The sequence below is a fragment of the Limnobacter sp. genome (assembly GCF_046297615.1).
Classification (GTDB): domain Bacteria; phylum Pseudomonadota; class Gammaproteobacteria; order Burkholderiales; family Burkholderiaceae_B; genus Limnobacter.
The window spans coordinates 1-24,590 of record NZ_JBKBHM010000002.1; the positions used below are offsets into that span (position 1 = coordinate 1).

The window sequence follows — 24,590 nt, forward strand, 5'->3', positions numbered from 1 at the left end:
CCTTGGCCGATGCGGCCGGTGGCGCAGGCGGTGGCGGTGGCAGCGATGGCCCCACAGGCACGCCTCTGGATGCGGTGCTTGGCCCCTTGGCTGATGCAGCCGGTGGCGCAGGCGGTGGCGGTGGCAGCGATGGCCCCACAGGCACGCCTCTGGATGCGGTGCTTGGCCCCTTGGCCGATGCGGCCGGTGGCGCAGGCGGTGGTGGTAGCAGCGATGGCCCCACAGGCACGCCTCTGGATGCAGTGCTTGGCCCCTTGGCTGATGCAGCCGGTGGCGCAGGCGGTGGTGGCAGCAGCGATGGCCCCACAGGCACGCCTCTGGATGCGGTGCTTGGCCCCTTGGCCGATGCGGCTGGTGGCGCAGGCGGTGGCGGTGGCAGCGATGGCCCCACAGGTACACCTTTGGATATGGTGTTGTCACCAATTTCCAGTAACCTGGATCCCTCTGCCCTCGACGTCATCACCAGCCAATTGCCGGTTTGATTGTCGGCCTGAGATTCAGGCCAAGTTCTTCAGCAAGGCAGGACCCGGTGTCCTGCCTTTTTTACGTCAGCCTAGCCATGAAACTGATTCGCGAAAATGGTCAGCCCCATTGGGGGCGTTTTGATGAACCGCCCAGTGTCATCAACTGGGCTGATTACGACGTGCGAAATGCGCTTGGCCAGCCACGGTCCGCATGGCTTAAACCCCGCTTGTTCAAACATTTTGATTTTTATGGCGCCACCGGGCCCGATTTCACCTTTGGGTGCGGCATGGTGCGCTTGGGCTGGGTGAATTCAACATTCGCCTACCTGCATCATGCGCAGTGGGGGCTTAAGCGTGTTCAGTTTGACCTGCCAGGGGATTGGGGGTTGAAGGCCGACTACGCACCCCACGGAACCTCTGCTTGGGCTCATCCCTTGAAGCCCGGCTATCGGGTGTTGTCCCACCGCACGGCGGGTGAAAGGGCACTTTCTTTTGAGTTTGGCCCAGAGTTTTCTGGCCATATCCGCCTTGAAAACCAGGACTTGCCGGTGCTGAGCATGAACACACCGATTGCCAACACCGGTTTTGCGTATGCCCAGAAAACCACCGGCTGCGCGGTGTCGGGTACTGTTCAATTGAATGGGCGCCCCCTGGAACTCGACCCCGCACGCCATGGTTGTTACCACGACTGGACTGCTGGCTTTTTACGGCGTGAAACCTTCTGGAACTGGGCCTGTGCGACCGGCCGAACTTCCGACCAAGCGCCTTTGGTGGCAGTGAATGTGGCCCGTGGCGTGAACGAGACCAGTGCCCATGAAAATGTCATTTGGGTGGATGGCCAGCGTTTTGACTTGCCTTTGGTCATGTTCGACTACGACCGTGACAACGTGAGCCGACCCTGGCGCGTTTATTCAGCCTGTGGCGCGGTGGACATGGCTTTTGTCCCCGAAGGCAGTATCGACGATCACCGGAACCTGTGGCTGATTGCAAGCCGCTTCAACCAGTGCTTTGGGCGTTTTGAAGGCAAGGTGAGGGTGCCCGGTACAGGGCTGATTGTCGACGTGACCGGATTGACCGGTTGGTGCGAAGACCATTACGCGAAGTGGTAAGCCGGTGTTAGCATGACGCCTAAGCCCCCTACTCAGGAGAACATCATCAAACCATTGCTGTGTGTCGTTGTGTTGTGTGCCAGCCTTCAAGGCTGTGCAGTGGCTTCAGCCACTGCCGGCGCGGCCATTTCCATCACGGGTGCCGTGGTGTCCACGGGCATTAAAGTCACAGGCGCTGTGGTTGAGGCGGGCATCGACGCTGTCTCCGGCAGCGACGAACCCAAGAAGTGACCACTGGCTTTCGGTCAGACTTCCACCATTTCAAAATCGCTCTTGGTCACTCCGCAATCCGGGCACAGCCAATCGGCTGGAATGTCGTTCCACAGGGTGCCAGGGGCCAAACCTTCCGAGGGCAGCCCTGCCGACTCGTCATAAGTGAACCCGCAAACAATGCATACATAGGTCTTCATGGTGTCTCTACTCCGATATTGGTTTTAATCTCCGACCGTGATCCTAGCAATGCTTGAGCCACAAAAGTGGATGAAACCCTCCACCTTGCGTGAAGTTTTCACTCAGCCCCATCCTTAGGGAAACTCATCATCTCGTCATCCCCATGCTTTGGGGCTTTCTGGCCGCTGGCCCCCGTAAAAAGGGCTAGACTTTCTGCCATTGACGAATCACACACACGCAGTACGGGAGAGTGAACATGCCGGTCCATGCAGATGCAGTACTTGACGCCTTGCGCAAAGTTCTGGATCCCAATCTGAACAAGGACCTGGTCTCGGCCAGGCAGATCAAAAATGTTCAAGTCGACGGCGGTGACGTCTCATTCGACCTCGAACTCGGGTATCCCGGCAAAAGCCAGATTGATGGTTTGCGAAAAGCGGCGATTGCAGCCGTGCGCACCTTGCCCGAGGTGGGCAACGTCAGCGTCAACGCCTCCATCCGAATTCAAACCCACGCTGTACAGCGCGGCCTAAAGCCGCTGCCCAATGTGAAGAACATCATTGCTGTAGCCTCGGGCAAAGGCGGGGTGGGCAAAAGCACCACGGCGGTGAACCTGGCTTTGGCGCTTTCAGCGGAAGGCGCACGCGTTGGAATTTTGGATGCGGACATCTATGGCCCGTCCCAGCCCACCATGCTGGGCATTCATGGCCGGCCCGAATCCACTGATGGCCAGATTCTGGAACCCATGACCGGGCAAGGGCTGCAAGCCATGTCCATCGGGTTCCTGATTGATGAAGACACGCCCATGGTTTGGCGCGGCCCCATGGTCACCAGCGCCCTGGAGCAATTGCTGAAACAAACCAATTGGAAAGACCTTGACTACCTTGTGGTGGACATGCCGCCCGGTACCGGGGACATTCAATTGACCTTGTCACAGAAGGTGCCTGTCACTGGTGCGGTGATTGTGACCACCCCTCAGGACATTGCCTTGCTGGATGCTCGCAAGGGCCTGAAAATGTTCGAGAAAGTGGGTGTGCCCATTCTTGGTTTGGTGGAAAACATGGCCATCCATGTGTGTTCCAACTGTGGTCACCAAGAGCATATTTTTGGGCAGGGCGGGGGCCAGAAAATGGCGGCCGATTACAACATTCATTACCTCGGTGGCTTGCCTTTGGATATCCGCATCCGTGAACAGGCGGATTCAGGCCGACCCACCGTGGTGGCCGACCCCGACGGAGAGTTGTCCCTGGTGTACAAGGACATTGCCCGCAAAGTGGCTGTGCGTATCGCTGAGCAGGCCCGGGACATGTCCCTGAAGTTCCCCACCATCGTGGTTCAAAACACCTGACATGGGCCTGCCGCGTTCACCCTTGGCCAATCTGGCTGGTCTGCCTTTGTCCTCCGCAGCGCAGGCCAAACAATGGCTGCCCCCATGGAAACAACTGGACCTTGGGGGGTGTATCGCGGTTTGGGCCGAGCAAGGGGATGATCAAAGCCCTGCAGCGCAGGTGCCTTGGCTGGTGTTGCATGGCGGCCCCGGTGGCCGCACCTCCTCGGCCCATGTCCTGCCTTTGCGCCTACTGGGCTTGCCCTGGTTTGGTTTCGACCAACGGAACAGTGGCGAGAGCGAGGACCTAGAACTTCAGGAAATAGACACCCAGCGCTGTCTCGACGATGCCTTGGCCGTCGCCGATTCGCTGGGCATTGAGCGCTTTCATGTGTTGGGTGGCTCGTGGGGCGGCACCCTGGCCATTGCGATGGCCGCCTATCGGCCTGAGCGGGTCAGTGGTGTGGTGCTTCGCGCCCCATTTTTGCCATGGCCAGCGCGGGTGGATGCTTTCTTTCATGACATGGAACAGGCCGGGCCTGACCTGTTTGCAGTGGCATTCGGCGCCGGTGCGCGCACACAAGCTGTGTGCCAGGCCATGTTGTCCGCCCAAGGCGAGCAGGCCGGCCTGTGTGCGCAAACCTGGTACAGCCTCGAAATGGCCGTGTTGAACCCGGCGGCGGTGCCCGTGACCCGCTTGTTGTCGGTGTCCGATCAAACTTTGATGGCGCTGCAACGCAAATATCGCCTGCAATCCCATTTTCTGCTGCACGACTGCTTCATGAGCGCCAACGATTGGTGGTCCGCCTTTTCGACCATTCAAGCCGCTGGCATGCCCGTGGCTTTGGTACAGGGCCAGCAGGACAGGGTGTGCCCACCGGCCGGTGCCGTGTTGCTGTCAGAAATGTGGCCAGGCAGTGAGTTGTTTCTGCTGCCCCATGGCGGGCATCTGCCCGATTCAGCAGGCATGGCCGATGCCGTGGCCAAGGCGGTTCGTTGGGTGACTCAGGCCGCCTGACCCAAGCCGGGCCGGAACCATTGCGGCAAAACGGGTCACTCACAGGAGTGCCAACCTGACTCCATTTGCCGTCCATGAGCTCCTACAAACACCCTGCATTCCAGGCGCCCAAGCCGAACCGAGACCCCCGTTTGTCCCCCTCGAGCGCCACCCGGCCTGAGCGCGACCCTCGCCTGTCGGCCACAAAGCCCACGGGTACAGCAGGTACAGCGGGCAAAGCGCCTGGCGCCGCACCGGAAGGGCTTACCTCATCCAAACCTGTTTTAGAACCCAAGTTGCTGGCCAATGGCTTCACAGCGGAAGAATCCTCGCTGATTCACGACAGCCTGAAAATTGCAGGCTTGGGGTGGTACGACGGCGACGGGCTAATTCTGGGCAAAACAGAAAGCTCCGAGGTCTATTTCCGCTCCGGCCAATCGTCCAACCTGCGTTGGATGGTGATGGGGGTGCCCATTCTGAACATGAACATGCCCAATGCGGTGGAAGTTTGTCTGCACTTCCTGGCGGAAAGCTTCACCTTGGTTCATGTGATGGACATTCACTACCAAATCGCCATCAACATGGACACCGACATGCTGGAATTCCTTATTCAGTTGCCATTGATCGAAGTTACGCCAGCGCAGTTGGGTGAGCTGGTGAAAAGCTTCTTGGGCAGTTTGCAGCAGGCCATTGAAGAAGAATTGAAGGCCTTGATGGAGGAGTTGCCCAAGGCTTAATGAGCCATCAGGTAAGATAGGGCACTCTGAAAGCTATGGCCATTGTTGACCTATGAGTATCAAGTCTGACCGCTGGATTCGCCGCATGGCTCAAGAGCACGGCATGATCGAACCGTTTGAGCCTGGGCAGGTTCGCCAGTCAGGTGACCGCCGGATCGTGTCCTATGGCACCTCCAGCTATGGCTACGACATTCGCTGCGCCAACGAATTCAAGATTTTCACCAACATCAACAGCACGATTGTTGACCCGAAAAACTTTGATGAAAAAAGTTTTGTCGACTTCGTCGGTGATGTGTGCATCATCCCGCCCAATTCATTCGCCTTGGCCCGCACGGTGGAGTACTTCCGAATTCCCCGCAGTGTGCTGACCATTTGCCTGGGTAAAAGCACTTATGCCCGTTGCGGCATCATCGTCAATGTCACCCCGTTTGAACCCGAATGGGAAGGCTATGTGACGCTTGAGTTCTCCAACACCACCCCCTTGCCCGCAAAAATTTACGCGGGTGAAGGCTGCGCGCAGGTGCTGTTCTTTGAAAGCGATGAAGAATGTGAAACCTCGTACCGTGACCGTGGTGGCAAGTACCAAGGCCAGCACGGGGTTACCCTGCCGAAAACCTGATTGGCCCTTTGTCCGGGCAAAGGCACTTCCCGGGTATTTCGCCTCTCCAACTGTTGCCAAACATCACGGTCAGTTTGGCGGCGACAAGGCAGGCAACGGCAAAGGCGCAGGCCATGGCACCCACCAGCGACACGCCAATCACCAAGGGGCTGGTGACCACTGACAGCCCCGTGGCACCTGCACTGCAAATCAACAGGCCCAAACGGTAACCCAACAGCTTGCCTGTCCAGGGGGCCAGAACGGATCGGCCCAACACGCGGCCCAAATACTTGTCCCACGACATGCCCAAGCGGTTCACCAACTGAAAAGTGCCAAAACCCAGCCTCATGAGCAGTTTGGTCGGCCGGCTGTACTGGTGCAGGTTACGCCAAATCACATCGCAATCCGTGATTTTGTTGTGTTGGGGCTCGGCGGTTCTTGACTTCCTCGCCCATTGGGCCTTGAAAGCCCTGCTTATTGGTTGAAGGCTGGGGTGTTGCTGGGCCAGTTGGTCCAAATGCGTCACCAGCGAATTCTTTGCTTGCTCGGCCCACTTCGAGGCGCGGTGGTATGGCGTCATTTCAAACTGGTTGGCCGCCAAGCGTGCTTGCTCAATGGCGGGGGCAACTCTGGCCCCGAAGCGTTGGGTGCGCACCAAGCCAAGCGCCAAACCTGAACACGCAGCCGACAGGCCATACAAGGCTGTGCCCAGTGCCTTGTGGGGGGCGATGCCCAACCAATGTAGTTGGGCCACCACCACGCGCCCAAGACCAGAGGCCACCACCGTGGCCAATTCGGCGTTGCCACCCTGGCCCAAGGTGTGCTGGGCCACTCGTTCAACGGTGCCAGACAAATCCGCGCTCAGGTCGCCCAACTCTTCCAGCACCAAGGCTGCGTGGATCAACCCCCGAACCAAAGGGCTGCGGTAACGTTCCGGCTTGGCCAACACCTTGTCCATGGCGTGGGTGGGTTTTGTGTGGTTTCTCATCCGTTCGCGCACCCGCTGTGCCCGTTGGTATGCATTGCCCAACTGGTTCAGGCTGTCCTCAAGCCGGCAGATCCAGTGCTGTTGGTGTGCAGGCGATTGGTTAGCGTTGCTCGGCCCAAGGAGGGGAACAAGCTCTTGTACTCGCGTGGATAAGCTGCTTAGGGCATTCATCGGTGGGGTAGGTAAACCTTCAGAAACCCCGGCATTGAGCCCGTGGAATATGACAAGCCTGTGACTTCACCCGTTCAAGGTTCCCTCTGGGGGCATGGCCTTTGGAAAACAGGACCTAATTTCGGTACTTTGAGCCAATGGTCTTTCTACCGTCACCGGTGTGATGGATAATGCACGCATTCTTGAAGAATGACTGACAGGACTTGGGCCCTATGAAATTTCGCTTTCCCATCGTCATCATCGACGAAGACTTCCGCTCCGAAAACACCTCGGGCTTGGGCATTCGCGCCTTGGCGCAGGCCATTGAGTCGGAAGGGGTTGAGGTCTTGGGGGTGACCAGTTACGGTGACCTGAGTCAGTTTGCCCAGCAGCAAAGCCGGGCCAGTGCGTTCATTCTGTCGATTGACGACGAGGAATTTGGCCAAGGCAGTAGCCAGGAAGTGGACGCAGCTCTGGCGGGCTTGAAGAATTTCGTGGAAGAAATTCGTTTCAAGAATGCCGACATTCCCATTTACCTGTACGGTGAAACACGAACCTCGCGCCACATCCCCAACGCGGTGCTGAAAGAACTGCACGGCTTTATTCACATGTTCGAGGACACCCCGGAATTTGTGGCCCGCCACATCATTCGGGAAGCACGCAGCTACCTGGATTCTCTGGCACCCCCGTTTTTCAGGGCTTTGGTGCATTACGCACAAGACGGCTCTTACTCCTGGCACTGCCCGGGGCACTCCGGTGGCGTGGCATTCCTGAAAAGCCCGGTGGGGCAGATGTTCCACCAGTTTTTTGGTGAGAACATGCTGCGTGCCGACGTGTGTAACGCCGTGGACGAGCTGGGCCAACTGCTGGACCACACCGGCCCTGTAGCTGCCTCGGAGCGCAATGCCGCCCGCATTTTCAATGCCGATCACTGCTTCTTTGTGACCAACGGCACCTCCACCTCCAACAAAATGGTGTGGCACGCCAACGTGGCGCCCGGTGACATCGTGGTGGTGGACCGCAACTGCCACAAGTCCATCCTGCATTCGATCACGATGATGGGCGCCATCCCGGTGTTTCTCACCCCCACGCGCAACCACTTGGGCATCATTGGGCCGATTCCACTGGAAGAGTTCCAGCCAGAGAGCATCCGCAAGAAAATCGAGAATCACCCCTTTGCCAGCAAGGCCAAGAACAAGAAGCCGCGTATTCTCACCATCACACAGAGCACCTACGATGGCGTGCTTTACAACGTGGAGATGATCAAAGAGGTGTTGGGTTCGGAAATCGACACCCTGCATTTTGACGAAGCGTGGCTGCCCCACGCCAGCTTCCACACGCTGTACAAGGACATGCACGCCATTGGCCGTGACCGCCCGCGCACGAAGGATTCGCTGGTGTTCGCCACCCAGTCCACCCACAAGTTGCTGGCGGGTCTGTCTCAGGCCTCGCAAATTTTGGTGCAGGAAAGCGAGAACCGCAAACTGGACCGCCATGTGTTCAACGAGGCTTACCTCATGCACACATCGACCAGCCCGCAGTACGCCATTATTGCCAGTTGCGACGTGGCTGCCGCCATGATGGAACCCCCCGGTGGCACCGCTCTGGTGGAGGAAAGCATTGTTGAAGCGCTGGACTTCCGCCGTGCCATGCGCAAGGTGGATGAAGAGTTTGGCAGCGACTGGTGGTTCAAGGTGTGGGGCCCCGACAACCTGAGCGAAGACGGCGTAGGCAGCCAGGAAGACTGGATGATCCACGCCAGCGACAATTGGCACGGCTTTGGCAAACTGGCTGACCGGTTCAACATGCTCGACCCGATCAAGGCCACGATCGTGAACCCGGGTCTGGATGTGAATGGGCAGTTTGACGACACGGGCATTCCAGCGTCTATCGTGACCAAATACCTGGCCGAACACGGTGTGATCGTTGAAAAAACCGGCCTTTATTCATTCTTCATCATGTTCACCATCGGCATCACCAAGGGCCGCTGGAACACATTGGTGACCGCCTTGCAGCAGTTCAAGGATGATTACGACAAGAACCAGCCCCTTTGGCGTGTGATTCCTGAGTTCTGCCAAGCCTACCCGCGTTACGAGCGCGTGGGCCTGAGGGATTTGTGCCACACCATTCACGACATGTACCGCCGCAAGGATGTGGCCCGCTTGACCACGGAGATGTACCTGTCGGACATGCAACCGGCCATGGTGCCTGCCGAGGCCTACGCCAAAGTGGCCCACCGTGAAATTGAACGTGTGCCCATCGATGAACTGGAAGGCCGTATCACTTCAGCGTTGTTGACACCCTACCCACCCGGCATTCCGTTGCTGATTCCAGGTGAGAAGTTCAATGCGACGATTGTGGACTACCTGCGATTTGCGCGTGAATTCAACGCCCAGTTCCCCGGCTTTGAAACAGACATTCACGGCTTGGTGGAAATTGAAGACGACAAGGGTGTGGTGCAGTACTTCGTGGATTGTGTGAAGGAATAAGCAGTCCACCGCTTGTCCGCAGGCCATTAAAAAAACGGGCTCATTAAATGAGCCCGTTTTTTTATGCGTTCAAGGCTTTGTCAATGGCCTGTTGCAAGTCGGCCAGTAAGTCCTGTTCGTCTTCCTGGCCAATCGCAAACCGCAGCAGTGGCCCGCACTGCCGGCTGGGCTCGTCGGGGTACAGGGTGCGGTCAAGCCGCTCCCGCCGAGCCCGCGGCAGGTTCACCACCAGCGCCAGGCTTTCCGGCCCGCCCCAAGAATAGGCGATCCTGAACAGGTTCAGGCCATCCACAATCGCGCAGGCTTGGGCGTCGGTGTAATGGGGTTTCAGCACCACTGTGAACACACTGGCGCAGGCCGTGAAATCGCGCTGATAAAACGCATGGCCGGGGCAGGAAGGCAGGGCAGGGTGCAGCACCCGCTCAATCGCGTCAAAACCCGCAAGGGCCTTGGCAATGTTCAATGCCTGACGGGATTGATGCGCATACCGCGCGGGCAGTGTAAGCAGGCTCCGCAGCACCAGGGAACAATCCGAAGGGGACACTGAAAAGCCCCACACCCGGTTGATGTGGTGCACCTGTTCGAAAAGCTCGCGCGATTTGCACAGCACAGCACCCATCAGCACATCAGCATGCCCGGCTTGATATTTGGTCAGCGCTTGAATGCTGTAGTCCAACCCCAGCTCGAAGGGTTTCAGGCCGATGCCCGCAGACCATGTGTTGTCGATCCCGGTCAGCACACCGTGCTTTTTGGCCACAGCAACGAGGGCCCGCAGGTCGGGTACTTCATAAGTCAACGAGCCAGGGCTTTCGGTCCACAGCAGGCGGGTGTTGGGCCTGATTTTCGACTCAAGGTCCGCCACATCCATCATGTTGTAGACGGTGTAGTCCACGCCCATACGCTCTTTCATTTGCAAGGCAATGTCGTGCACGGGGTTGTACACATTGTCGGGAATCAGCCAGTGGTCACCCTGCTTCAGGCAGCCATAGGCCACCAAAGTGATGGCTGCCAAACCCGAGCCACACACCATGGCATAGTCGGCACCTTCGATGTGCGCTAGCCGCTGGCAGAGGGTGTACCGGGTAGGGTTGCCGTGCAGGCCATAGGAATAATCCAGGCCCAAGGCATCTACAGGCGCCCGCTGGCTGGCCGTGTCCGGGAAAAACAAAGAAGAGCCCCGGTATTCCGGCGTACCCAGGCTGGCGTAGCCTGACGCATCCACGGTTTCGCCGTGAACAAGGTCTGTCGCCAGTGCCCGCCCGGTGGGGGTGTGCTTGAAGTGGCTCATGCGTCCTCAGAGTGTTTTCATCAAGACTTGTGAGTTGCGGGTGCGGTCGTACAAACGCTTGCGCTCGGCAGGCAGTTTGTCCACATCCACAGCGGAAAACCCGCGCTTGATGAAGAAGTGTGCGGTTTGCGTGGTCAGCACGAACAGCTTTTTGAACCCTTTGCGGCGGGCGTCGTGTTCCACCTTTTTCAGCAGGCGTTCGCCATCGCCCGAGCCTTGCCAAGACGGATGAACCACGAGACAGGCCAGCTCGGCCATGCCTTCTTCGTCATACGGGTACAGCGCCGCACAACCCCACAAAATACCGTCGTGCTCCAGCACAATAAAATGGTCGATATCGCGTTCGATGCGGTCACGGCCCCGGCGCACCAAGGTGCCGTTGGTCTCCAAGGGCTCGATCAGCGATTTGATGCTGCCGGCATCATCCAGCGTGGCGTGGCGGATACTCTCCAGGTTTTCTTCCGACACCATGGTGCCCACGCCATCGTGTGAGAACAGCTCAAGCAACACACCACCGTCCAGGTTCAGCGGCACGATGTGGGCCCGGTCCACGCCCCCTTGAATGGCCAGAATGCAGCATTCCAGATAGTCTTTCGTCTGTTCGTCCAGCCCGCCGTTGAGCAACAGGTCGCGGGCGCGGTCCAGCTCCAGTTCTTCCAGCAAAGTGCCGTCGCGGTCGAAAATGCCTTCAATCTGCGACACAAAAATCAGTTTGTCGGCTTTCAAGGCGCGCGCTGCGCTGGTGGCCACATCCTCCAGGCTCAGGTTGAAGGCTTCCCCTGTGGGCGAAAACCCCAAGGTGGACAGCAGCACAATCGCATTGCTGTTCAAGCTGAAGTGAATGGCATTGACTTCAATTTTTCGAACAAGGCCAGTGTGCAGAAGGTCCACACCATCCAGAATGCCCATGGGCCGCGCGGTGATGAAGTTGCCCGACACCACCCGCATGGCCGAGTGGGCCATGGGCGTGTTGGGCAAACCTTGTGAGAAGGCGGCCTCAATGTCCAGGCGCAGTTCGCCTGCAGCCTCTTTGGCGCATTCCAGGGCCACTTTGTCGGTGATGCGCCAGCCTTTGTGAAATTGAGGGGCCACTTTGCGCAAAGCCAACTGCTCTTCAACCTGAGGGCGCGAACCCACCACCAACACAATGCGCATGCCCATGGCGTGCAGCAGCGAGAGGTCTTGCGCCAGTGAATTCAGGTTACCCTGATGAGCCAGTTCACCATCGACGGCCACCACGAAAGTTCGGCCTCTGAACGCGTGGATGTAGGGGGCCACCATACGCAGCCAGGACACAAAGGTGTCGCTGCTCAAGGGTGGGCTGTCCTTCATCGGAATCGCTGGTTGGCCCTGCGCCGATTCCTGATCATGGGTGGGGCCGGTGTTGCCGGCATCAGACGCGCTGTTCATGGGGTTTGGTTCAACTCCTCAATTGGTGCTGCGGCCCAAGGCGGGCAAAGAGCTTTGATTATAATTTCAGGGCTTTTGCAGTCCAGCAATCAGCGGGGGTTTCACCCAAAAACCGCACAATTCAACCTATCAGGCCTTCATTCGTGGTGTCAAAAGAACAACAAGCGTCCCAGCCCAGGGCTTTGCCGGTGATTCGTTACCCGGAAGAGCTGCCTGTTTCACAGCGTCGGGACGAAATCAAGGCGCTGATCGCAGCCCACCAAGTGGTGATTGTGTGCGGGGAAACAGGGTCGGGCAAAACCACGCAGTTGCCCAAGATGTGTCTGGAAATGGGGCGGGGGCAAAACCGGCAGGCCATCGTCCACACCCAACCTCGGCGTTTGGCCGCTACGGCCACAGCCAAACGGGTGGCTGAGGAGTTGGGCAGCGAACTGGGCGATTGGGTGGGGTTCAAGATTCGCTTTCAGGACAAGGCCAGCGACCACACCGCCATCAAACTGGTGACGGACGGCATCTTGTTGGCTGAAAGCCAAACCGACCCGCTGTTCAAGCGCTATGACACCATCATCATCGACGAAGCGCATGAACGCAGCCTGAACATCGACTTTTTGCTGGGTTACCTGAAACAGGTGCTACTCAAACGGCCAGACCTCAAGCTCATTGTCACCTCAGCGACCATTGATGCCGAGCGTTTTGCACGCCACTTCGAGGATGTTCAGGGCAAGCCAGCCCCGGTCATTCAGGTGTCTGGCCGTTTGTACCCTGTGGAAATTCGCTACAAAGACCCGGCCGATTATCAAACCAACCGAAAAAATGCCAAAGCGCAGGTGGGTGGCAAGCCTGCACCGGCCAACGCGCAAAGCAACGGCGACGAGGTGGATGAAGACGCGTTCAACGCAGCCACGCTGGACGCGGTCGATGAACTTTGTCGGCAAGGCCCGGGTGACATTCTGATGTTCTTGCCGGGTGAGCGTGAAATTCGCGACATGGCGCAGGTGTTAAGCCGCCAATGCAGCCAAGACCTTGAAATTCTGCCCCTGTTTGCGCGGCTGACCGCGCAGGAACAGGATCGCATTTTCAGGTCCGGTGGCCGCAGGCGCATTGTGTTGTCCACCAACGTGGCTGAAACCTCACTCACTGTACCGGGGATCAGGTTTGTGATCGATGGCGGCCAGGCGCGGGTAAAGCGCTACAGCTACCGAAACAAAGTGGAAATGCTTCAGGTCGAGCGGGTTTCCAAGGCCTCAGCCAACCAGCGGGCGGGACGTTGTGGCCGGGTGGCCAACGGGGTGTGTATCCGCCTGTACAGCGAAGCCGATTTCATCGGGCGTGATGAGTTCACCGACCCGGAAATTCTTCGTTCCTCGCTGGCCTCGGTCATCCTGCGCATGAAGAGCCTGCATTTGGCCGATGTGGAGGAGTTCCCGTTTTTGCAGCGCCCTTTGGGCCGGGCAATTGCCGATGGCTACCAATTGCTCACCGAGCTGAATGCCCTGGATGAGCAAGGCCAATTGACCCCAGTAGGCAAAACCTTGGCACGCCTGCCGGTGGACCCACGCATTGCACGCATGCTGGTGGAGGCCAACCAACGCGGTGCCTTGGTGGAGGTGCTGGTGATTGCGGCCGCCTTGTCCATTCAGGACCCACGCGAGCGCCCCCACGATGCGCAGCAAGCCGCTGACCAAGCCCACTCGGCATTTCAGCACCCGGATTCTGATTTCATGTTCTTCATCAAGCTGTGGGAGTTTTATCAAAAACTTCGCACCGAAGACATCAGCAACAAGGCCATGCGCAACACCTTGGTTCAGCGCTTTCTGAACGCCAACCGCATGCGGGAATGGGGTGAAGTGCACCAGCAGTTGGTGTCGCTGGTCAAAGAGCAACATTTCCGGTTGAACCAGATTCCCGCTGAATTCGATGCCATTCACCAATCCCTGTTGTCGGGCCTGCTGGGCAATATTGGCTTGAAACACGAGACCGAGCCTGTCTTTCTCGGCGCCCGCAGCATCCGTTTCGCCATTCACCCCTCATCCAACCTGCACAAGAAGGGCGGCAAGTGGATTATGGCGGCAGAGTTGGTGGAAACCACGCGCCTGTACGCCCGCCATGTGGCCAAAATCCAATCCGACTGGATTGAACGCGTGGGCGCCCACCTGGTTCGCCGCAACCACAACAACCCGCACTGGGAAAAGTCCAGCGGGCAGGCCGTGGCCATGGAAACCGGCACCGTATACGGTTTGCCGATTTATTCGCAGCGGCGTGTCAGCCTGGCCCGGTTCAATCCGGAAGCAGCACGCAGCCTGATGATTCAAGAGGGCTTGGTGCCCGGGCAGGTGATGACTCGCTTGCCGTTCTACACCCACAACCGCAAACTGATTGAAGACATCGAACGGCTTGAACACAAGGCGCGCCGGCAGGACATTCTGGTGGACGACGCCTTGATTGCCCAGTTTTACGACGAGCGTTTGCCCAAGACGGTTGTGAACCTTCAAACCCTTGAAGACTGGGCCAAGCACGCACCTCCTGAAGCGCTGAAAGCGTTGCTGCTGAACCGCGATGACTTGTTGAACAAGCGGGCAGGGACGGTCACCACCGACTATTACCCCAAGCGCCTGGAATGCAATGGCTTGAGTTTTGAGCTGACTTACCATTTCGAGCCCGGCAGCCCGCGTGATGGCGTGACCGCCACTGTGCCGCTGTTGTGGTTGAACCAACTGAGCCCGATTCGCGTGGAGTGGTTGGTGCCCGGTATGCTGAAAGAGAAAGTGCACTTGTTGCTGAAGTCGTTGCCGCAGAAGCTGCGACGCCATTGTGTACCCCTGCCACAATACGCTGACAACTTTACGCAAGCCTTCATGGCGGCAGAGCACCATGACCAGCCGCTGATGGAAGTGCTTCGCGACCACATCATCGCCAATACGCCTGCGCGTCCGTTGTTGTCTGATTTCCGCTTGGAAACCCTGCCACCTCACCATTTCATGAACTTCAAATTGGTGGATGAACACGGCCGACAACTCGACATGCAACGCAGCCTTGCAGCCCTGAAGGCCGAGTGGGGCCGCAAAGCGCAAGACACCTTCAAGCAGGCCAGCGGCCAAGCTGCGCAAGCGCTGACGCAGGTGGCTACAGGGGCCGAACAGCCCTTGCAGGCAACTACCCCCTCAGCCAAGCAAGTGGCCGCTCAGCCAGCCCCCGCTTTGGACAGCGCACAGCGCATTGTGGATTGGAGCTTCGGGCAATTGCCGGATTTGCTTGAACTGAAAAAGGGCGGACAAACCTTTTTCGGGTATCCCGCCCTCAAAGACATGGGCGATTACTGCTGCATTGAGGTGTATGACGAAGAACATGTTGCACGCACGGTGCACCGTGAAGGTGTGCTTCGCCTGTTTTCGCTGGCCTTGAAAGATTCACTGAAGTACCTGAGCAAAAACCTGCTCGACTTTCAGAAAATCGCGATGATGTACATGCCCCTGGGCTCAGCCGATGAGCTTCAGGCGCAATGGCTGAAATTGGCGTTGTTGCGCAGCTGTGTGGGTTCGGGTTGGCCCAGCAACGAAGCGGAGTTTGCCGCGCGAGTACAGGAAGCCCGTGGGCGTTTGAACCTCATTTCCCAGGAAATAGGGCGCCTGCTGATGAACGTGTTTACCGAGTACAGCAAGTTGCACAAGAAGCTGCAGGCGGACAGCAAAAGCTTTCCCGACGCCTGCAAAGACATCACAGCCCAATTGCAGTGGTTAATGCCCAAAGACTTCCTCGTGAAACGGCCTTGGGAGCAGCTCAACCACTACCCCCGTTACCTCAAGGCAGCCTTGATACGGCTTGAACGGGTGCGCAACGGCGCTGACAAAGACCGCCTGTTGATGCGTGATGTGGTGGAACTTCAAAACCTGTGGGCCCGGGCCACCGCACAACTGAAAGGTTATGATGACGACAGCCTGAACCAGTTTGCGTGGCAGTTGCAGGAATTGCGGGTGTCGCTGTTTGCTCAGGAACTGAGGACGCCCATGCCAGTCTCAGTCAAACGACTGCAAAAGGCGTGGGAAACCATGTCCCGTCGCCAGTAAGGCGTGTACCTTTGATCTGGGAGTTTTGATGAACAATCCGGTTGCCAACCTTCTCAAGGCGCTTGTTGATTCCTTTCGGCCGCGGCTGTTTGTTCTCACCTTGGTTGCCGTTAGCCTTGCTGCCATCTTCTGGATCGGCTTGATCTGGTGGTCAATCGATCCCTTGTATGCCTTGGCGGTTGACCTGCTGACACGGCTTGGCCTGGACACGACGGTGTACGCAGGCACCGAGCCCACATTCATGACTTGGCTCAAGTTCATTCTGGTGCCTTTACTGGTGTTCGGCTTGTTGTGGCCCTTGGTGGCCACCTCAGCCGTGCTGCTGGCGGGGTTCTACGTCACCCCGGCTGTGGTCCGTTACTTGGCGGAGCGTGATTTCAAGCACCTGCAAGTCAAAGGCAACGCCGGCTTTGTGGCCAGCTTGTGGGTGGCACTGAAATCGGTGGTGGTGTTTGTGGCGGGATGGCTGGTCACCTTGCCCTTGTGGTTGATTCCGGGCATGGCGCTGATTCTGCCTGTGCTGTGGACGGCCTATTTGCTCATCAGCGTGATGCGTTTTGACGCCTTGGCCTACCATGCCACCACGGATGAGATTGCTCGCCTCAAGAGGCAGGACAGTTCCTCGGTCTGGTTGATTGGCGCCGTGTGCGCGTTTCTCAGCTTCGTGCCGCCCATCCTGCTGATCATGCCCGTGATGTCGGCGGTGGCTTTCACCCGTCACTACCTGACTGCTTTGTCCCAAATGCGCACACCGGTTGCCAATGCTTCTGCGGGTATGGTGATTGATCAGCCTGATTTTCCCGATCGAATGATGTAAGGCCGACCTGACTTGGATGGATGTAGTGTGATGAACGATGTGAACCCGGAATACCTGACAGTGCCCCCCATCGGCCTCGTGGTGGTAGGTGACGAAATACTCTCTGGCCTTCGGCAGGACAAACACATCCCGGCCGTCATCGAACGCCTCAAGGCCCGTGGGCTAGATTTGTCTTGGGTCACCATCGCTGGCGATGACCGTGAGTTTTTGGTGGATGTGTACCGTCGAAGTTTCAGCTCCAACCACATTGTGTTCAGTTGTGGTGGCATTGGCGGAACCCCCGATGACCACACCCGACAGGCTGCTGCAAAGGCCTTGGGCCGACCCATTGTTCGGCATCCAGAGGCGGTTAGTTTGATTGCCCAACGGTGCGAGGAAAGCGGCCAACCACTGGATGAGTTTCGCTTGCGCATGGCTGATTTCCCGGCCGATGCCAGCCTTATTCCCAACCCGTACAACCGGATTGCGGGCTTTAGTGTGAATACCCACCATTTCGTGCCGGGTTTTCCGGTGATGGCTTGGCCCATGATTGAATGGGTGTTGGACACCCTGTATCCGCACTTGCACCATCAGAATGTGGAAACCAAACGCGCCTTGCGTTTGTTCAAGCAGCCAGAGGCCCGAATTACTCCAGTGATGGAGTCTTTGGAGGCTGAATACCCGGGGGTTCGCTTGTACAGCCTGCCCAGTGTGGGCGACGACAAGTTGGCCCGACACATTGAACTCGGCGTCAAGGCCCGAGGCGCGAAAGGCGCTCAACTGGTTGAGCAATGCTTTGCAGCACTGTTGCAGCAGTTGAATGCCATTCCGGCGGAATACGAATTGCTGGCCCCATAAAAACACCCGCCAAGCCTGTGGGCAGGGCGGGTGCTTACTCACCTTGCTGCGCGGGGTGAAGCGCGCAGCCGGTGTGGGGCAGAGCTTGGCTTACGCTGCTTTGCGACCTTTGCCGCTGGCAGCAGTAGCTGCCTTCAGTGTGGCTTTGGAAGCGGCTTCCACGTTGGCTTCAGCCATTTCAACGGCTTGCTTGGTGGCTTTGCTAACGCTGTCGTAAGCTGTGTTGGCGGCTGTGATGGCCGACTTCACCAAGGCCAGAGCACCTTCCGAACCAGCAGGCGCGTTTTTGGACGCTGTTTCAAACAGCTCAACAAATTTTTTGTTGCTGTCGGACACTTGCTCTTCAATCAAAGCGGCAGCTTCAGACACGATGCCAGAGGCCAGGCCGTACACGTTTTTACCGTAAGCCACAGCCTTTTCGGACAGAGGCTGAGCTACAGAAGAAGACACGGCCACGAAGTCCTGAACATCTTTCGCGCCAGACAGCGCTTTCAGTGCTTCAATACCGTCTTCCAGCGCAGTTTTGGCCGCGTTAAGATTCAGTTCAACAGCCTTTTCAACATGGCTGAACGATTTCTGGCTCAGGCCCAGCAGTTTTTCCAGGTTGGCTTTTTGTACTTCAATCAGTTGTTCGGGTGTGAGTACCATGCTTTGCTCCGTAGGGAAAATGGCCAAGGGGGCCGTTACGTTCATTCGTTGGGGTGATGGGGATCACTCTGCTATTTTTCGCGCCGTTTGATGCGGTGCACAATTGAAGTCTACCAAATAAATTTAGCTTGTCAAACATTTTGTTGCGTTGCAATACGCATATTGGCTTCTGTGGCATAAATTCAATGATTGAAGCGTTTTACACCGATCACTTTGTGTTGCCTTTGCCCCACGGACATCGCTTCCCGATGCAAAAGTACCGCATGCTGCGGGACAGTCTCGTTGAAAATCTGAGCGATATCATGATGATGGAGGCGCCCGCCGCCACATTCGGGCAGTTGGCCCTGGCCCATTGCCCGCGTTACATCGACCGCGTGATGGAAGGCACTCTTTCCCCGCAGGAACAAAAATCAATCGGTTTTCCATGGTCCCCAGCCATGGCTGAGCGGGCAAAGCGCTCGGTGGGGGCCACCATTGCTGCGGTGCGCAGTGCTGTGCAATACGGGGCTGCGGTCAACCTTGCGGGCGGAACCCACCATTCCAAGCGGGCCAGCGGAGCCGGTTTTTGCGTGTTTAACGACGCCATTGTGGCTTCACGAGTGATACAAACCGATGTGTTGGCCCAAGCCCGTGAGTTGTCCTGCCGATTGCGTCAACCCAAGGTGTTGATGGTTGATCTGGATGTGCACCAAGGCGATGGTTCTGCGGAGTTGGCTGCAGGCGACGACAGTTTGTTTACCCTTTCCCTGCACGGTGCATCCAACTATCCGTTTGAGAAAGCCCAAAGCGATCTGGATGTGCCATTGCCAGAGGGCACTGGTGATCAAGCCTATCTGGACGCGCTGAATGCAGCCCTGGCCGAGGTTGAACAGCGTTTTGCTCCGGACTTGATCATCTACCTGGCTGGGCTGGATGCTCACGAGGAGGACCGCTTGGGCAAGCTGGCACTGACTGATGCGGGCATTGCCGCCAGGGACGCCTGTGTATTTGACTGGGCTGCACACTGGCGAGTGCCCGTGGTGATGACCATGGCAGGGGGCTATTTCAAGAATTTGGACCGTTTAGTGGCCTTACAAACCGAATGCATCCAAAGGCTGGTCCACTACAGTAGAATCTCGAGGCCTGAATTGTCAAAACAATTCAAGCAACGACTGATGAGTTGAATACAAATTCTTGAGAATTAAAGGCAAATGCTCAATTCGGGTGTTGTGTATTCGGCCAGAATCAGTACACTGTTTCGCATAATTACACACATTGGACACAAAGACGCCCATGATTTCCCTGCCGAAACATCTGGCTTTGGCCTTGTCGGTGACTTTCCTGGCTTTTTCGCCTGTCGCCCAAGCGGCCACATTGGGTCAGAAAGCAGGTCTGGACCGCGCCCATGACCCCCTTTCACTGAACAGCTCGGTGGCGCTTGTTGCCGATGCCGATTCCCACGAAGTCTTGTATGCCAAGAACCCCCATGCGGTTCTGCCGATTGCCTCCATCACCAAACTGATGACCGTGGTGGTGACTCTGGAGGCCAATCTGGATCTGGATGAGCGCATCCGGATCACCTCTGAAGACATCGACACGTACAAGAATACGCATTCGCGCCTTCGTCCCGGTCAGGAGTTCTCCCGCCGGGAATTGATCCACCTGGCCCTGATGGCGTCTGAAAACCGGGCAGCCTCAGCCCTGGGGCGCAGCTACCCTGGTGGCATGGAGGCGTGTGTCGCCCAGATGAACAAGCGGTCCCGCCAGTTGGGCATGACCAGCACCAACTTCGAGGAGTCCACAGGCCTGTCGGTGAATAACCGATCCAGCGCGAACGACTTGGCCCGCATGGTGATGCACGCCCAACGTTTCAACCTGATCCGCCAGTTTTCAACGGATCCGGAAGCGCAAGTGCAGTCGGCCAGTGGCACCGTGTTCAACTTCCGCAACACCAACCGTTTGGTGCGTGCTGGCGATTGGGACATCGCGTTGCAGAAAACCGGATTCATCAACGAGGCCGGCCGTTGCCTGGTGATGCAAGCCAAGGTGGGTGAGCGTAACTTGGTGATTGTGCTGCTTGACGCTTTGGGCTCAGCGGCCCGCTTCAAGGACGCCGAGCGCATTCGCCGGTTTGTCAGCCCAGTGTCTGATCAGCGAATCCGTTGAACGGGCAGGGCGCTCAGCCGCCCTTGCCAGCCCAGCGATGCACTGATGCGTTGGGCCGTCATCAAGAGTTCAGACAGCCAGTCTTCCTGAATGCGGTCGGCTGGTGCTGAAATCGACAGCCCGGCAATCAGTTTGGATGAATCGTCGTAAATGCCTGCGGCAATGCAGCGCACGCCCATCTCCAGTTCTTCATTGTCCCGCGCAAAGCCGTCGAGTCGAACCACGTTCAACTCTTTCTCCAGCGTCTCCAGCGTGGTCAGGCTGTTCAGGGTGGTTCCCCTCAAGCCGGTGCGGTCTGCATAGGCTTTCAGGTTTTCCAGCGTGTCTGTGGCCAAAAACAGCTTGCCAGTGGACGTAAGGTGCAGCGGCGCGCGGCCACCAATGGCGCGCACCACCTGCATCCCCGATCGTTCACTGTAGGCCCGGTCGATGTACACAATTTCATCACTTTGGCGCACCGACAGGTTCACTGTCTGCCCGGTCAGGCGGTGCAGCTTGCGCATCAGGTCGATGGCCGCCTCACGCACGTTCAGCCTGGCCTTCACCAAGTTACCCAGTTCCAGCAGACGCATGCCCAAACGGTAAAGGCCTGGGTCCGTCCGGTCCACCAACCTGCAGGCCACCAAGTCGTTCAGTATGCGGTGGGCTGTTGACGGGTGCAGCTTGGTCTCGCGCGCCAAATCTTTCAGAGCCACCGGGTCTTGATGGATGGCCAAGGCGTCGAGCAGTTGCATCATGCGCTCGATCACCTGAATGCTGGTACGGCCAACAGAATCTTCATTCATGGGGTGCAACTTCTTTTCATGTTGTGGAAGACGTGAGGCCATTGTAGCGCAGCATTCACCCCTTATGGTTATCACCACTGGTCTCTGCTGGGCGCGCTCACTAGACTTTAAGGCCCAACCACCTTCGGAAACCTCAGTGAGAGTCGGTTTATTTGTGACTTGCTTGGTCGATGCGATGCGCCCCTCCATCGGCCTGGCCACCCTGGAATTGCTGGAGTCTGCCGGATGCGAAGTCTGCGTGCCGTCCGCCCAAACCTGTTGTGGCCAGCCGGCGTGGAACTCCGGGGAAAGGTCGATCACTCGTGGATTGGCCGAAAAATGGGTCACTGAATTCGAACAGTTTGATGCCGTGGTGGCGCCTTCGGGGTCGTGTATGGGCATGGTCAAAGCCCACTACCTGCAAGTGTTTGAGGATGACGCCCAATGGCGGCTGCGGGCTGAACGTCTGGCGGCCAAGTCCTACGAGCTCAGCGACTTTCTGGTGAATGTGTTGCACCTGACCGAGCCTGTTGCCTTGGCCAAACTGAACCCACGCAATGACCTGGCAACCATCACTTACCACGACAGTTGCAGTGGGCTTCGTGAGCTGGGCGTGTATGAACAGCCTCGCGCACTGATTCAGGCCTGCGCATCGGCCGAGTTGCGGGAAATGCGCGACAGTAAACAATGCTGCGGCTTTGGTGGCACTTTTGCCGTGAAGTATGGCGAGGTGTCCTCAGCCATTTGCGATGACAAATGCCAGCAGGTCTGTGACACCGGTGCCCAAGCCGTGGTGCTGGGCGACTTGGGTTGTATGCTCAATATCCAGGGGCGTTTGTCGCGCCGTGGCGAGGCCGTGGAGGTGTTGCACCTGGCCGAGTGGCTCACGGGCCGCAAACCTGCCGAGCTTGAACCTGGTAACGAGAATCACCGCTGAAGAGCGCCCCATGCAGATACAGAGCATTCACTTCCACGCCCGAACCAAAGACAAACTGGCCGACGCCAATTTGCAGCGTAGCCTATCCCGATTGTCCGACAAGTTTGTGGGGGCCCGGGCCAAAGTCATCCGCGAGCTTGATGATTTTGAGGCCACTCGTTCGGCAGCCGTCGACATCCGTCGACAGGTGATTGAACACCTGGATGTCTGGTTGGAAATGTTTGAGGAAAAAGCCGCTGCTGTGGGCACCACCGTGCTGTATGCGCGTGATGCTCAAGAGGCCAATGATTGGGTCGTGCGTATTGCCAAGCGCCACAGCGTGAACACTGTGGTGAAATCCAAATCCATGGTGACTGAGGAAATCGGTTTGAACCGAGCGTTGGAAAAGCAGGGCATTCGAGTGCGAGAGACCGACCTTGGTGAATACATTCTGCAGATCAATGACAACGAACCACCCAGCCACATCATTGCCCCGGTGGTGCACAAAAACAAGGAAGAGATTTCCGACTTGTTTGCGCGTGTGCATGGCACTGAACCCAAAACCGACATTCAGGAGTTAACCCACGAAGCCCGAGAGCGCCTGCGCCCGGAATTTCTGCAGGCGGACATGGGCGTCAGCGGTGGTAATTTCATCATTGCTGACACAGGCTCGGTCGCCCTGGTCACCAATGAGGGCAATGAAGGCATGTGCACCGTTAACCCGCGTGTGCATGTGGCCATTACCGGCATTGAGAAAGTGGTGCCGACGCTGGACGATTTCGCCACGCTGCTGCGGCTGTTACCGCGTTCGGCAACAGGCCAATCCATTTCCAATTACGTGTCCTTGCTGACAGGGCCCAAGCGGGAGGGTGACCTTGATGGCCCGGAGCACATGTACATCGTCTTGGTGGATGCAGGCCGAACCGGTTTGATGGGGGGCGATTTTGAGGAGATGCTACGCTGCATACGTTGCGGCGCCTGTATGAACCACTGCCCTGTGTACCAAAAAATTGGCGGTCAGGCCTACGGTTGGGTGTACCCGGGCCCCATGGGTTCTGTATTGACCCCCAGCTACGCAGGCCTTGAACAAGCCCCGGATTTGCCACACGCCGCCACCTTGTGCGGGCAATGCCAAGTGGTGTGCCCGGTAAAAATTCCTCTGCCCGATTTGTTGCGCAAGCTTAGGGAGCAGCAAGTGGACCGAGGGATGCGCCCATTCAAGGAACGGGCAGGCCTTTGGATGTGGGGCCAACTCGCGCGCCGCCCGTGGCTGTATCGGTCCGCTGTTCGTGTGGGTGTTCGCTTGATGGCTTGGCTGGGCCGCAGGCAGGGCGGCCGTATCAGCCAACTGCCCTTGGCTTCAGGGTGGACTGAGGGGCGCGACTTTCCAGCGCCCACCGGCGAATCATTTCAGGCGATTTATCGCGCCCGGCAATTGAAGGCCACCGTGGCCGCGCATTCAGACACCAATTCAGGGCCACGGTAAATCAGCCCGCTGTAAATTTGTACCAGCTTGGCCCCAGCCCTGATTTTTTCCACCGCATGCTCACCGCTGGTGATGCCACCCACGCCAATGATGGGAATGGCATCGCCCAGTTGGCTGTGTAGCCTGCGAATCACTGCAGTGGATTTCTCCAACACCGGTGAACCGCTCAAGCCCCCTTGTTCCTGACCGCAAGGCAAGTGAGCCACGCTGGTTTTGTCGATGGTGGTGTTGGTGGCAATCACGCCGTCAAACCGGTAGTGCAACAGCCGTTGGGCAATGGCATCGACTTGTTCATCATCCAGGTCGGGTGCAATTTTCAAGGCCATGGGCTTGTACTGCCCATGTTCCTCGGCCAACTGAAGCTGACGCTGTTTGAGTTGGTCAAGCAATTGGTCCAGGCTGTCACCGCCTTGCAGGTCGCGCAGGTTTTTGGTGTTGGGCGAGGAAATATTGACCGTGATGTAGTTGGCATACGGGTAGCTGGCTTCAAGGGCCAGCAGGTAGTCCCGTGTGGCTTCTTCCACCGGAGTCACCGCGTTCTTGCCGATGTTGATGCCCAGCAAACCGGAATAACGGCTTTGTTTCACATTGCTGATCAGGTTATCAACCCCATGGTTGTTGAAACCCATGCGGTTGATGATGCCCTGTACTTGCGGAAGGCGGAACATGCGGGGCTGGGGGTTACCCGGCTGTGGTTTGGGCGTGACCGTGCCCACCTCCAGAAAACCGAAGCCCATCAAGCCCAGTTCGTCGAGGTAGGCCGCGTCTTTGTCCAGTCCGGCAGCCAGCCCCACACGGTTGGGAAACTCAAGGCCCATGACCTTCACCGGGTCGGACACGGCTGCGGGCATCAGATGCTTCAGCAGCCCCATGCGGTTGGCTGTTTTCAGCAGGCTAAATGTGGTGTGGTGAGCCTTTTCCGGCTCCATCGAAAACAGGGCCGGGCGAACAAGGGCGTAGGGCAACATG

21 protein-coding genes and 1 pseudogene are annotated in these 24,590 nt (G+C 57.7%); 15 read left to right on the forward strand and 7 right to left on the reverse strand.

All coding sequences use genetic code 11. The features are described from left to right. The 3 genes and pseudogenes from ACK4FF_RS03935 to ACK4FF_RS03945 all read left to right on the forward strand — a co-directional run. Positions 1-482 (forward strand): annotated as a pseudogene (locus ACK4FF_RS03935) (hypothetical protein); the annotation flags it as partial. 77 nt (positions 483-559) lie between these two features. Next, positions 560-1,573, forward strand: a complete 1,014-nt coding sequence (locus tag ACK4FF_RS03940; RefSeq protein WP_409704851.1) for a DUF2804 domain-containing protein — start codon at positions 560-562, stop codon at positions 1,571-1,573. Between the two features lie 12 nt (positions 1,574-1,585). Then, positions 1,586-1,804, forward strand: a complete 219-nt coding sequence (locus ACK4FF_RS03945; protein ID WP_409704853.1) for a hypothetical protein — start codon at positions 1,586-1,588, stop codon at positions 1,802-1,804. Between the two features lie 14 nt (positions 1,805-1,818). Here the strand turns inward: ACK4FF_RS03945 and ACK4FF_RS03950 are convergent, their stop codons facing one another. Then, on the reverse strand, positions 1,819-1,983 hold the full coding sequence (locus ACK4FF_RS03950; protein WP_409704855.1) for a rubredoxin: 165 nt from the start codon (positions 1,981-1,983) through the stop codon (positions 1,819-1,821). Between the two features lie 236 nt (positions 1,984-2,219). On the opposite strand from ACK4FF_RS03950, the gene apbC reads away from it, so the two are divergent. The 4 genes from apbC (at position 2,220) to dcd (ending at position 5,640) form a co-directional block, all read left to right on the forward strand. After that, on the forward strand, positions 2,220-3,308 hold the full coding sequence (gene apbC / locus ACK4FF_RS03955; RefSeq protein ID WP_409704857.1) for an iron-sulfur cluster carrier protein ApbC: 1,089 nt from the start codon (positions 2,220-2,222) through the stop codon (positions 3,306-3,308). Position 3,309: 1 nt separating this feature from the next. Then, positions 3,310-4,305 carry an alpha/beta fold hydrolase gene (locus ACK4FF_RS03960; protein ID WP_409704859.1) on the forward strand — a complete coding sequence of 332 codons (996 nt, stop codon included), beginning with the start codon at positions 3,310-3,312 and terminating at the stop codon, positions 4,303-4,305. 74 nt (positions 4,306-4,379) lie between these two features. After that, a complete protein-coding gene (locus ACK4FF_RS03965) occupies positions 4,380-5,021 on the forward strand; it encodes a hypothetical protein (RefSeq protein ID WP_409704861.1) in 642 nt (213 codons plus the stop codon). Between the two features lie 52 nt (positions 5,022-5,073). Then, complete coding sequence (gene dcd / locus ACK4FF_RS03970) at positions 5,074-5,640, forward strand: dCTP deaminase (RefSeq protein ID WP_409704863.1); 567 nt, start codon at positions 5,074-5,076, stop codon at positions 5,638-5,640. On the opposite strand, the gene ACK4FF_RS03975 is transcribed toward dcd, so the two are convergent. Further along, positions 5,621-6,607: a hypothetical protein gene (locus ACK4FF_RS03975; protein WP_409704865.1), complete on the reverse strand. Its 987-nt coding sequence runs from the start codon at positions 6,605-6,607 to the stop codon at positions 5,621-5,623. The two genes, dcd and ACK4FF_RS03975, sit on opposite strands and share 20 nt — an antisense overlap. 383 nt (positions 6,608-6,990) lie before the next feature. Here ACK4FF_RS03975 and ACK4FF_RS03980 point away from each other — a divergent pair, with 383 nt between their 5' ends. Further along, positions 6,991-9,246: an Orn/Lys/Arg decarboxylase N-terminal domain-containing protein gene (locus ACK4FF_RS03980; RefSeq protein ID WP_409704867.1), complete on the forward strand. Its 2,256-nt coding sequence runs from the start codon at positions 6,991-6,993 to the stop codon at positions 9,244-9,246. 61 nt (positions 9,247-9,307) lie between these two features. Here ACK4FF_RS03980 and ACK4FF_RS03985 read toward each other — a convergent pair whose 3' ends face one another. Both ACK4FF_RS03985 and argA read right to left on the reverse strand, forming a co-directional pair. Continuing rightward, positions 9,308-10,534 carry an aminotransferase class I/II-fold pyridoxal phosphate-dependent enzyme gene (locus tag ACK4FF_RS03985; RefSeq protein WP_409704869.1) on the reverse strand — a complete coding sequence of 409 codons (1,227 nt, stop codon included), beginning with the start codon at positions 10,532-10,534 and terminating at the stop codon, positions 9,308-9,310. 6 nt (positions 10,535-10,540) lie between these two features. Further along, complete coding sequence (gene argA / locus ACK4FF_RS03990) at positions 10,541-11,944, reverse strand: amino-acid N-acetyltransferase (protein ID WP_409704871.1); 1,404 nt, start codon at positions 11,942-11,944, stop codon at positions 10,541-10,543. Between argA and hrpA the strand changes: the two genes are divergently transcribed. From hrpA to ACK4FF_RS04005, 3 genes are read left to right on the forward strand one after another with little or no spacing between them, the layout of a single operon-like run. Beyond that, positions 11,851-16,008 (forward strand): ATP-dependent RNA helicase HrpA, encoded by a 4,158-nt coding sequence (gene hrpA / locus ACK4FF_RS03995; protein ID WP_409704873.1) that lies wholly within the window; start codon positions 11,851-11,853, stop codon positions 16,006-16,008. The genes argA and hrpA overlap by 94 nt on opposite strands. Positions 16,009-16,036: 28 nt before the next feature. Next, the gene (locus tag ACK4FF_RS04000) at positions 16,037-16,825 is read left to right on the forward strand and encodes an EI24 domain-containing protein (RefSeq protein ID WP_409704875.1); all 789 of its coding nucleotides are present in this window, start codon (positions 16,037-16,039) and stop codon (positions 16,823-16,825) included. A 30-nt stretch (positions 16,826-16,855) separates the two neighbouring features. Beyond that, on the forward strand, positions 16,856-17,662 hold the full coding sequence (locus ACK4FF_RS04005; protein ID WP_409704878.1) for a competence/damage-inducible protein A: 807 nt from the start codon (positions 16,856-16,858) through the stop codon (positions 17,660-17,662). A 90-nt stretch (positions 17,663-17,752) separates the two neighbouring features. Here the strand turns inward: ACK4FF_RS04005 and ACK4FF_RS04010 are convergent, their stop codons facing one another. Beyond that, entirely contained in the window at positions 17,753-18,355 is a 603-nt protein-coding gene (locus ACK4FF_RS04010) for a phasin family protein (protein ID WP_409704880.1), read from the reverse strand. Positions 18,356-18,495: 140 nt separating this feature from the next. Between ACK4FF_RS04010 and ACK4FF_RS04015 the strand changes: the two genes are divergently transcribed. Both ACK4FF_RS04015 and ACK4FF_RS04020 read left to right on the forward strand, forming a co-directional pair. After that, the gene (locus tag ACK4FF_RS04015) at positions 18,496-19,473 is read left to right on the forward strand and encodes a histone deacetylase (protein ID WP_409704882.1); all 978 of its coding nucleotides are present in this window, start codon (positions 18,496-18,498) and stop codon (positions 19,471-19,473) included. Between the two features lie 109 nt (positions 19,474-19,582). Beyond that, positions 19,583-20,455: a serine hydrolase gene (locus ACK4FF_RS04020; RefSeq protein ID WP_409704884.1), complete on the forward strand. Its 873-nt coding sequence runs from the start codon at positions 19,583-19,585 to the stop codon at positions 20,453-20,455. Here ACK4FF_RS04020 and ACK4FF_RS04025 read toward each other — a convergent pair. Then, complete coding sequence (locus ACK4FF_RS04025) at positions 20,440-21,240, reverse strand: IclR family transcriptional regulator (protein WP_409704886.1); 801 nt, start codon at positions 21,238-21,240, stop codon at positions 20,440-20,442. The two genes, ACK4FF_RS04020 and ACK4FF_RS04025, sit on opposite strands and share 16 nt — an antisense overlap. A 136-nt stretch (positions 21,241-21,376) precedes the next feature. Between ACK4FF_RS04025 and ACK4FF_RS04030 the strand changes: the two genes are divergently transcribed. Then, a complete protein-coding gene (locus ACK4FF_RS04030; RefSeq protein ID WP_409704888.1) occupies positions 21,377-22,156 on the forward strand; it encodes a (Fe-S)-binding protein in 780 nt (259 codons plus the stop codon). 10 nt (positions 22,157-22,166) lie between these two features. Beyond that, positions 22,167-23,621, forward strand: coding sequence for a LutB/LldF family L-lactate oxidation iron-sulfur protein (locus ACK4FF_RS04035; protein ID WP_409704890.1), 1,455 nt, complete (start codon positions 22,167-22,169; stop codon positions 23,619-23,621). Here ACK4FF_RS04035 and ACK4FF_RS04040 read toward each other — a convergent pair. Beyond that, complete coding sequence (locus ACK4FF_RS04040) at positions 23,555-24,589, reverse strand: quinone-dependent dihydroorotate dehydrogenase (RefSeq protein WP_409704892.1); 1,035 nt, start codon at positions 24,587-24,589, stop codon at positions 23,555-23,557. The genes ACK4FF_RS04035 and ACK4FF_RS04040 overlap by 67 nt on opposite strands. Position 24,590 lies beyond the last annotated feature (1 nt).

What these genes read in the sequence shown, in the direction of transcription:
- ACK4FF_RS03940 (WP_409704851.1), top strand. Translation starts at nt 560, where the DNA reads ATGAAACTGATTCGCGAAAATGGTCAGCCCCATTGGGGGCGTTTTGAT.
- ACK4FF_RS03945 (WP_409704853.1), top strand. Translation starts at nt 1,586, where the DNA reads ATGACGCCTAAGCCCCCTACTCAGGAGAACATCATCAAACCATTGCTG.
- ACK4FF_RS03950 (WP_409704855.1), bottom strand. Translation starts at nt 1,983, where the DNA reads ATGAAGACCTATGTATGCATTGTTTGCGGGTTCACTTATGACGAGTCG.
- apbC (WP_409704857.1), top strand. Translation starts at nt 2,220, where the DNA reads ATGCCGGTCCATGCAGATGCAGTACTTGACGCCTTGCGCAAAGTTCTG.
- ACK4FF_RS03960 (WP_409704859.1), top strand. Translation starts at nt 3,310, where the DNA reads ATGGGCCTGCCGCGTTCACCCTTGGCCAATCTGGCTGGTCTGCCTTTG.
- ACK4FF_RS03965 (WP_409704861.1), top strand. Translation starts at nt 4,380, where the DNA reads ATGAGCTCCTACAAACACCCTGCATTCCAGGCGCCCAAGCCGAACCGA.
- dcd (WP_409704863.1), top strand. Translation starts at nt 5,074, where the DNA reads ATGAGTATCAAGTCTGACCGCTGGATTCGCCGCATGGCTCAAGAGCAC.
- ACK4FF_RS03975 (WP_409704865.1), bottom strand. Translation starts at nt 6,607, where the DNA reads ATGAGAAACCACACAAAACCCACCCACGCCATGGACAAGGTGTTGGCC.
- ACK4FF_RS03980 (WP_409704867.1), top strand. Translation starts at nt 6,991, where the DNA reads ATGAAATTTCGCTTTCCCATCGTCATCATCGACGAAGACTTCCGCTCC.
- ACK4FF_RS03985 (WP_409704869.1), bottom strand. Translation starts at nt 10,534, where the DNA reads ATGAGCCACTTCAAGCACACCCCCACCGGGCGGGCACTGGCGACAGAC.
- argA (WP_409704871.1), bottom strand. Translation starts at nt 11,944, where the DNA reads ATGAACAGCGCGTCTGATGCCGGCAACACCGGCCCCACCCATGATCAG.
- ACK4FF_RS04000 (WP_409704875.1), top strand. Translation starts at nt 16,037, where the DNA reads ATGAACAATCCGGTTGCCAACCTTCTCAAGGCGCTTGTTGATTCCTTT.
- ACK4FF_RS04005 (WP_409704878.1), top strand. Translation starts at nt 16,856, where the DNA reads ATGAACGATGTGAACCCGGAATACCTGACAGTGCCCCCCATCGGCCTC.
- ACK4FF_RS04010 (WP_409704880.1), bottom strand. Translation starts at nt 18,355, where the DNA reads ATGAACGTAACGGCCCCCTTGGCCATTTTCCCTACGGAGCAAAGCATG.
- ACK4FF_RS04015 (WP_409704882.1), top strand. Translation starts at nt 18,496, where the DNA reads ATGATTGAAGCGTTTTACACCGATCACTTTGTGTTGCCTTTGCCCCAC.
- ACK4FF_RS04020 (WP_409704884.1), top strand. Translation starts at nt 19,583, where the DNA reads ATGATTTCCCTGCCGAAACATCTGGCTTTGGCCTTGTCGGTGACTTTC.
- ACK4FF_RS04025 (WP_409704886.1), bottom strand. Translation starts at nt 21,240, where the DNA reads ATGAATGAAGATTCTGTTGGCCGTACCAGCATTCAGGTGATCGAGCGC.
- ACK4FF_RS04035 (WP_409704890.1), top strand. Translation starts at nt 22,167, where the DNA reads ATGCAGATACAGAGCATTCACTTCCACGCCCGAACCAAAGACAAACTG.
- ACK4FF_RS04040 (WP_409704892.1), bottom strand. Translation starts at nt 24,589, where the DNA reads ATGTTGCCCTACGCCCTTGTTCGCCCGGCCCTGTTTTCGATGGAGCCG.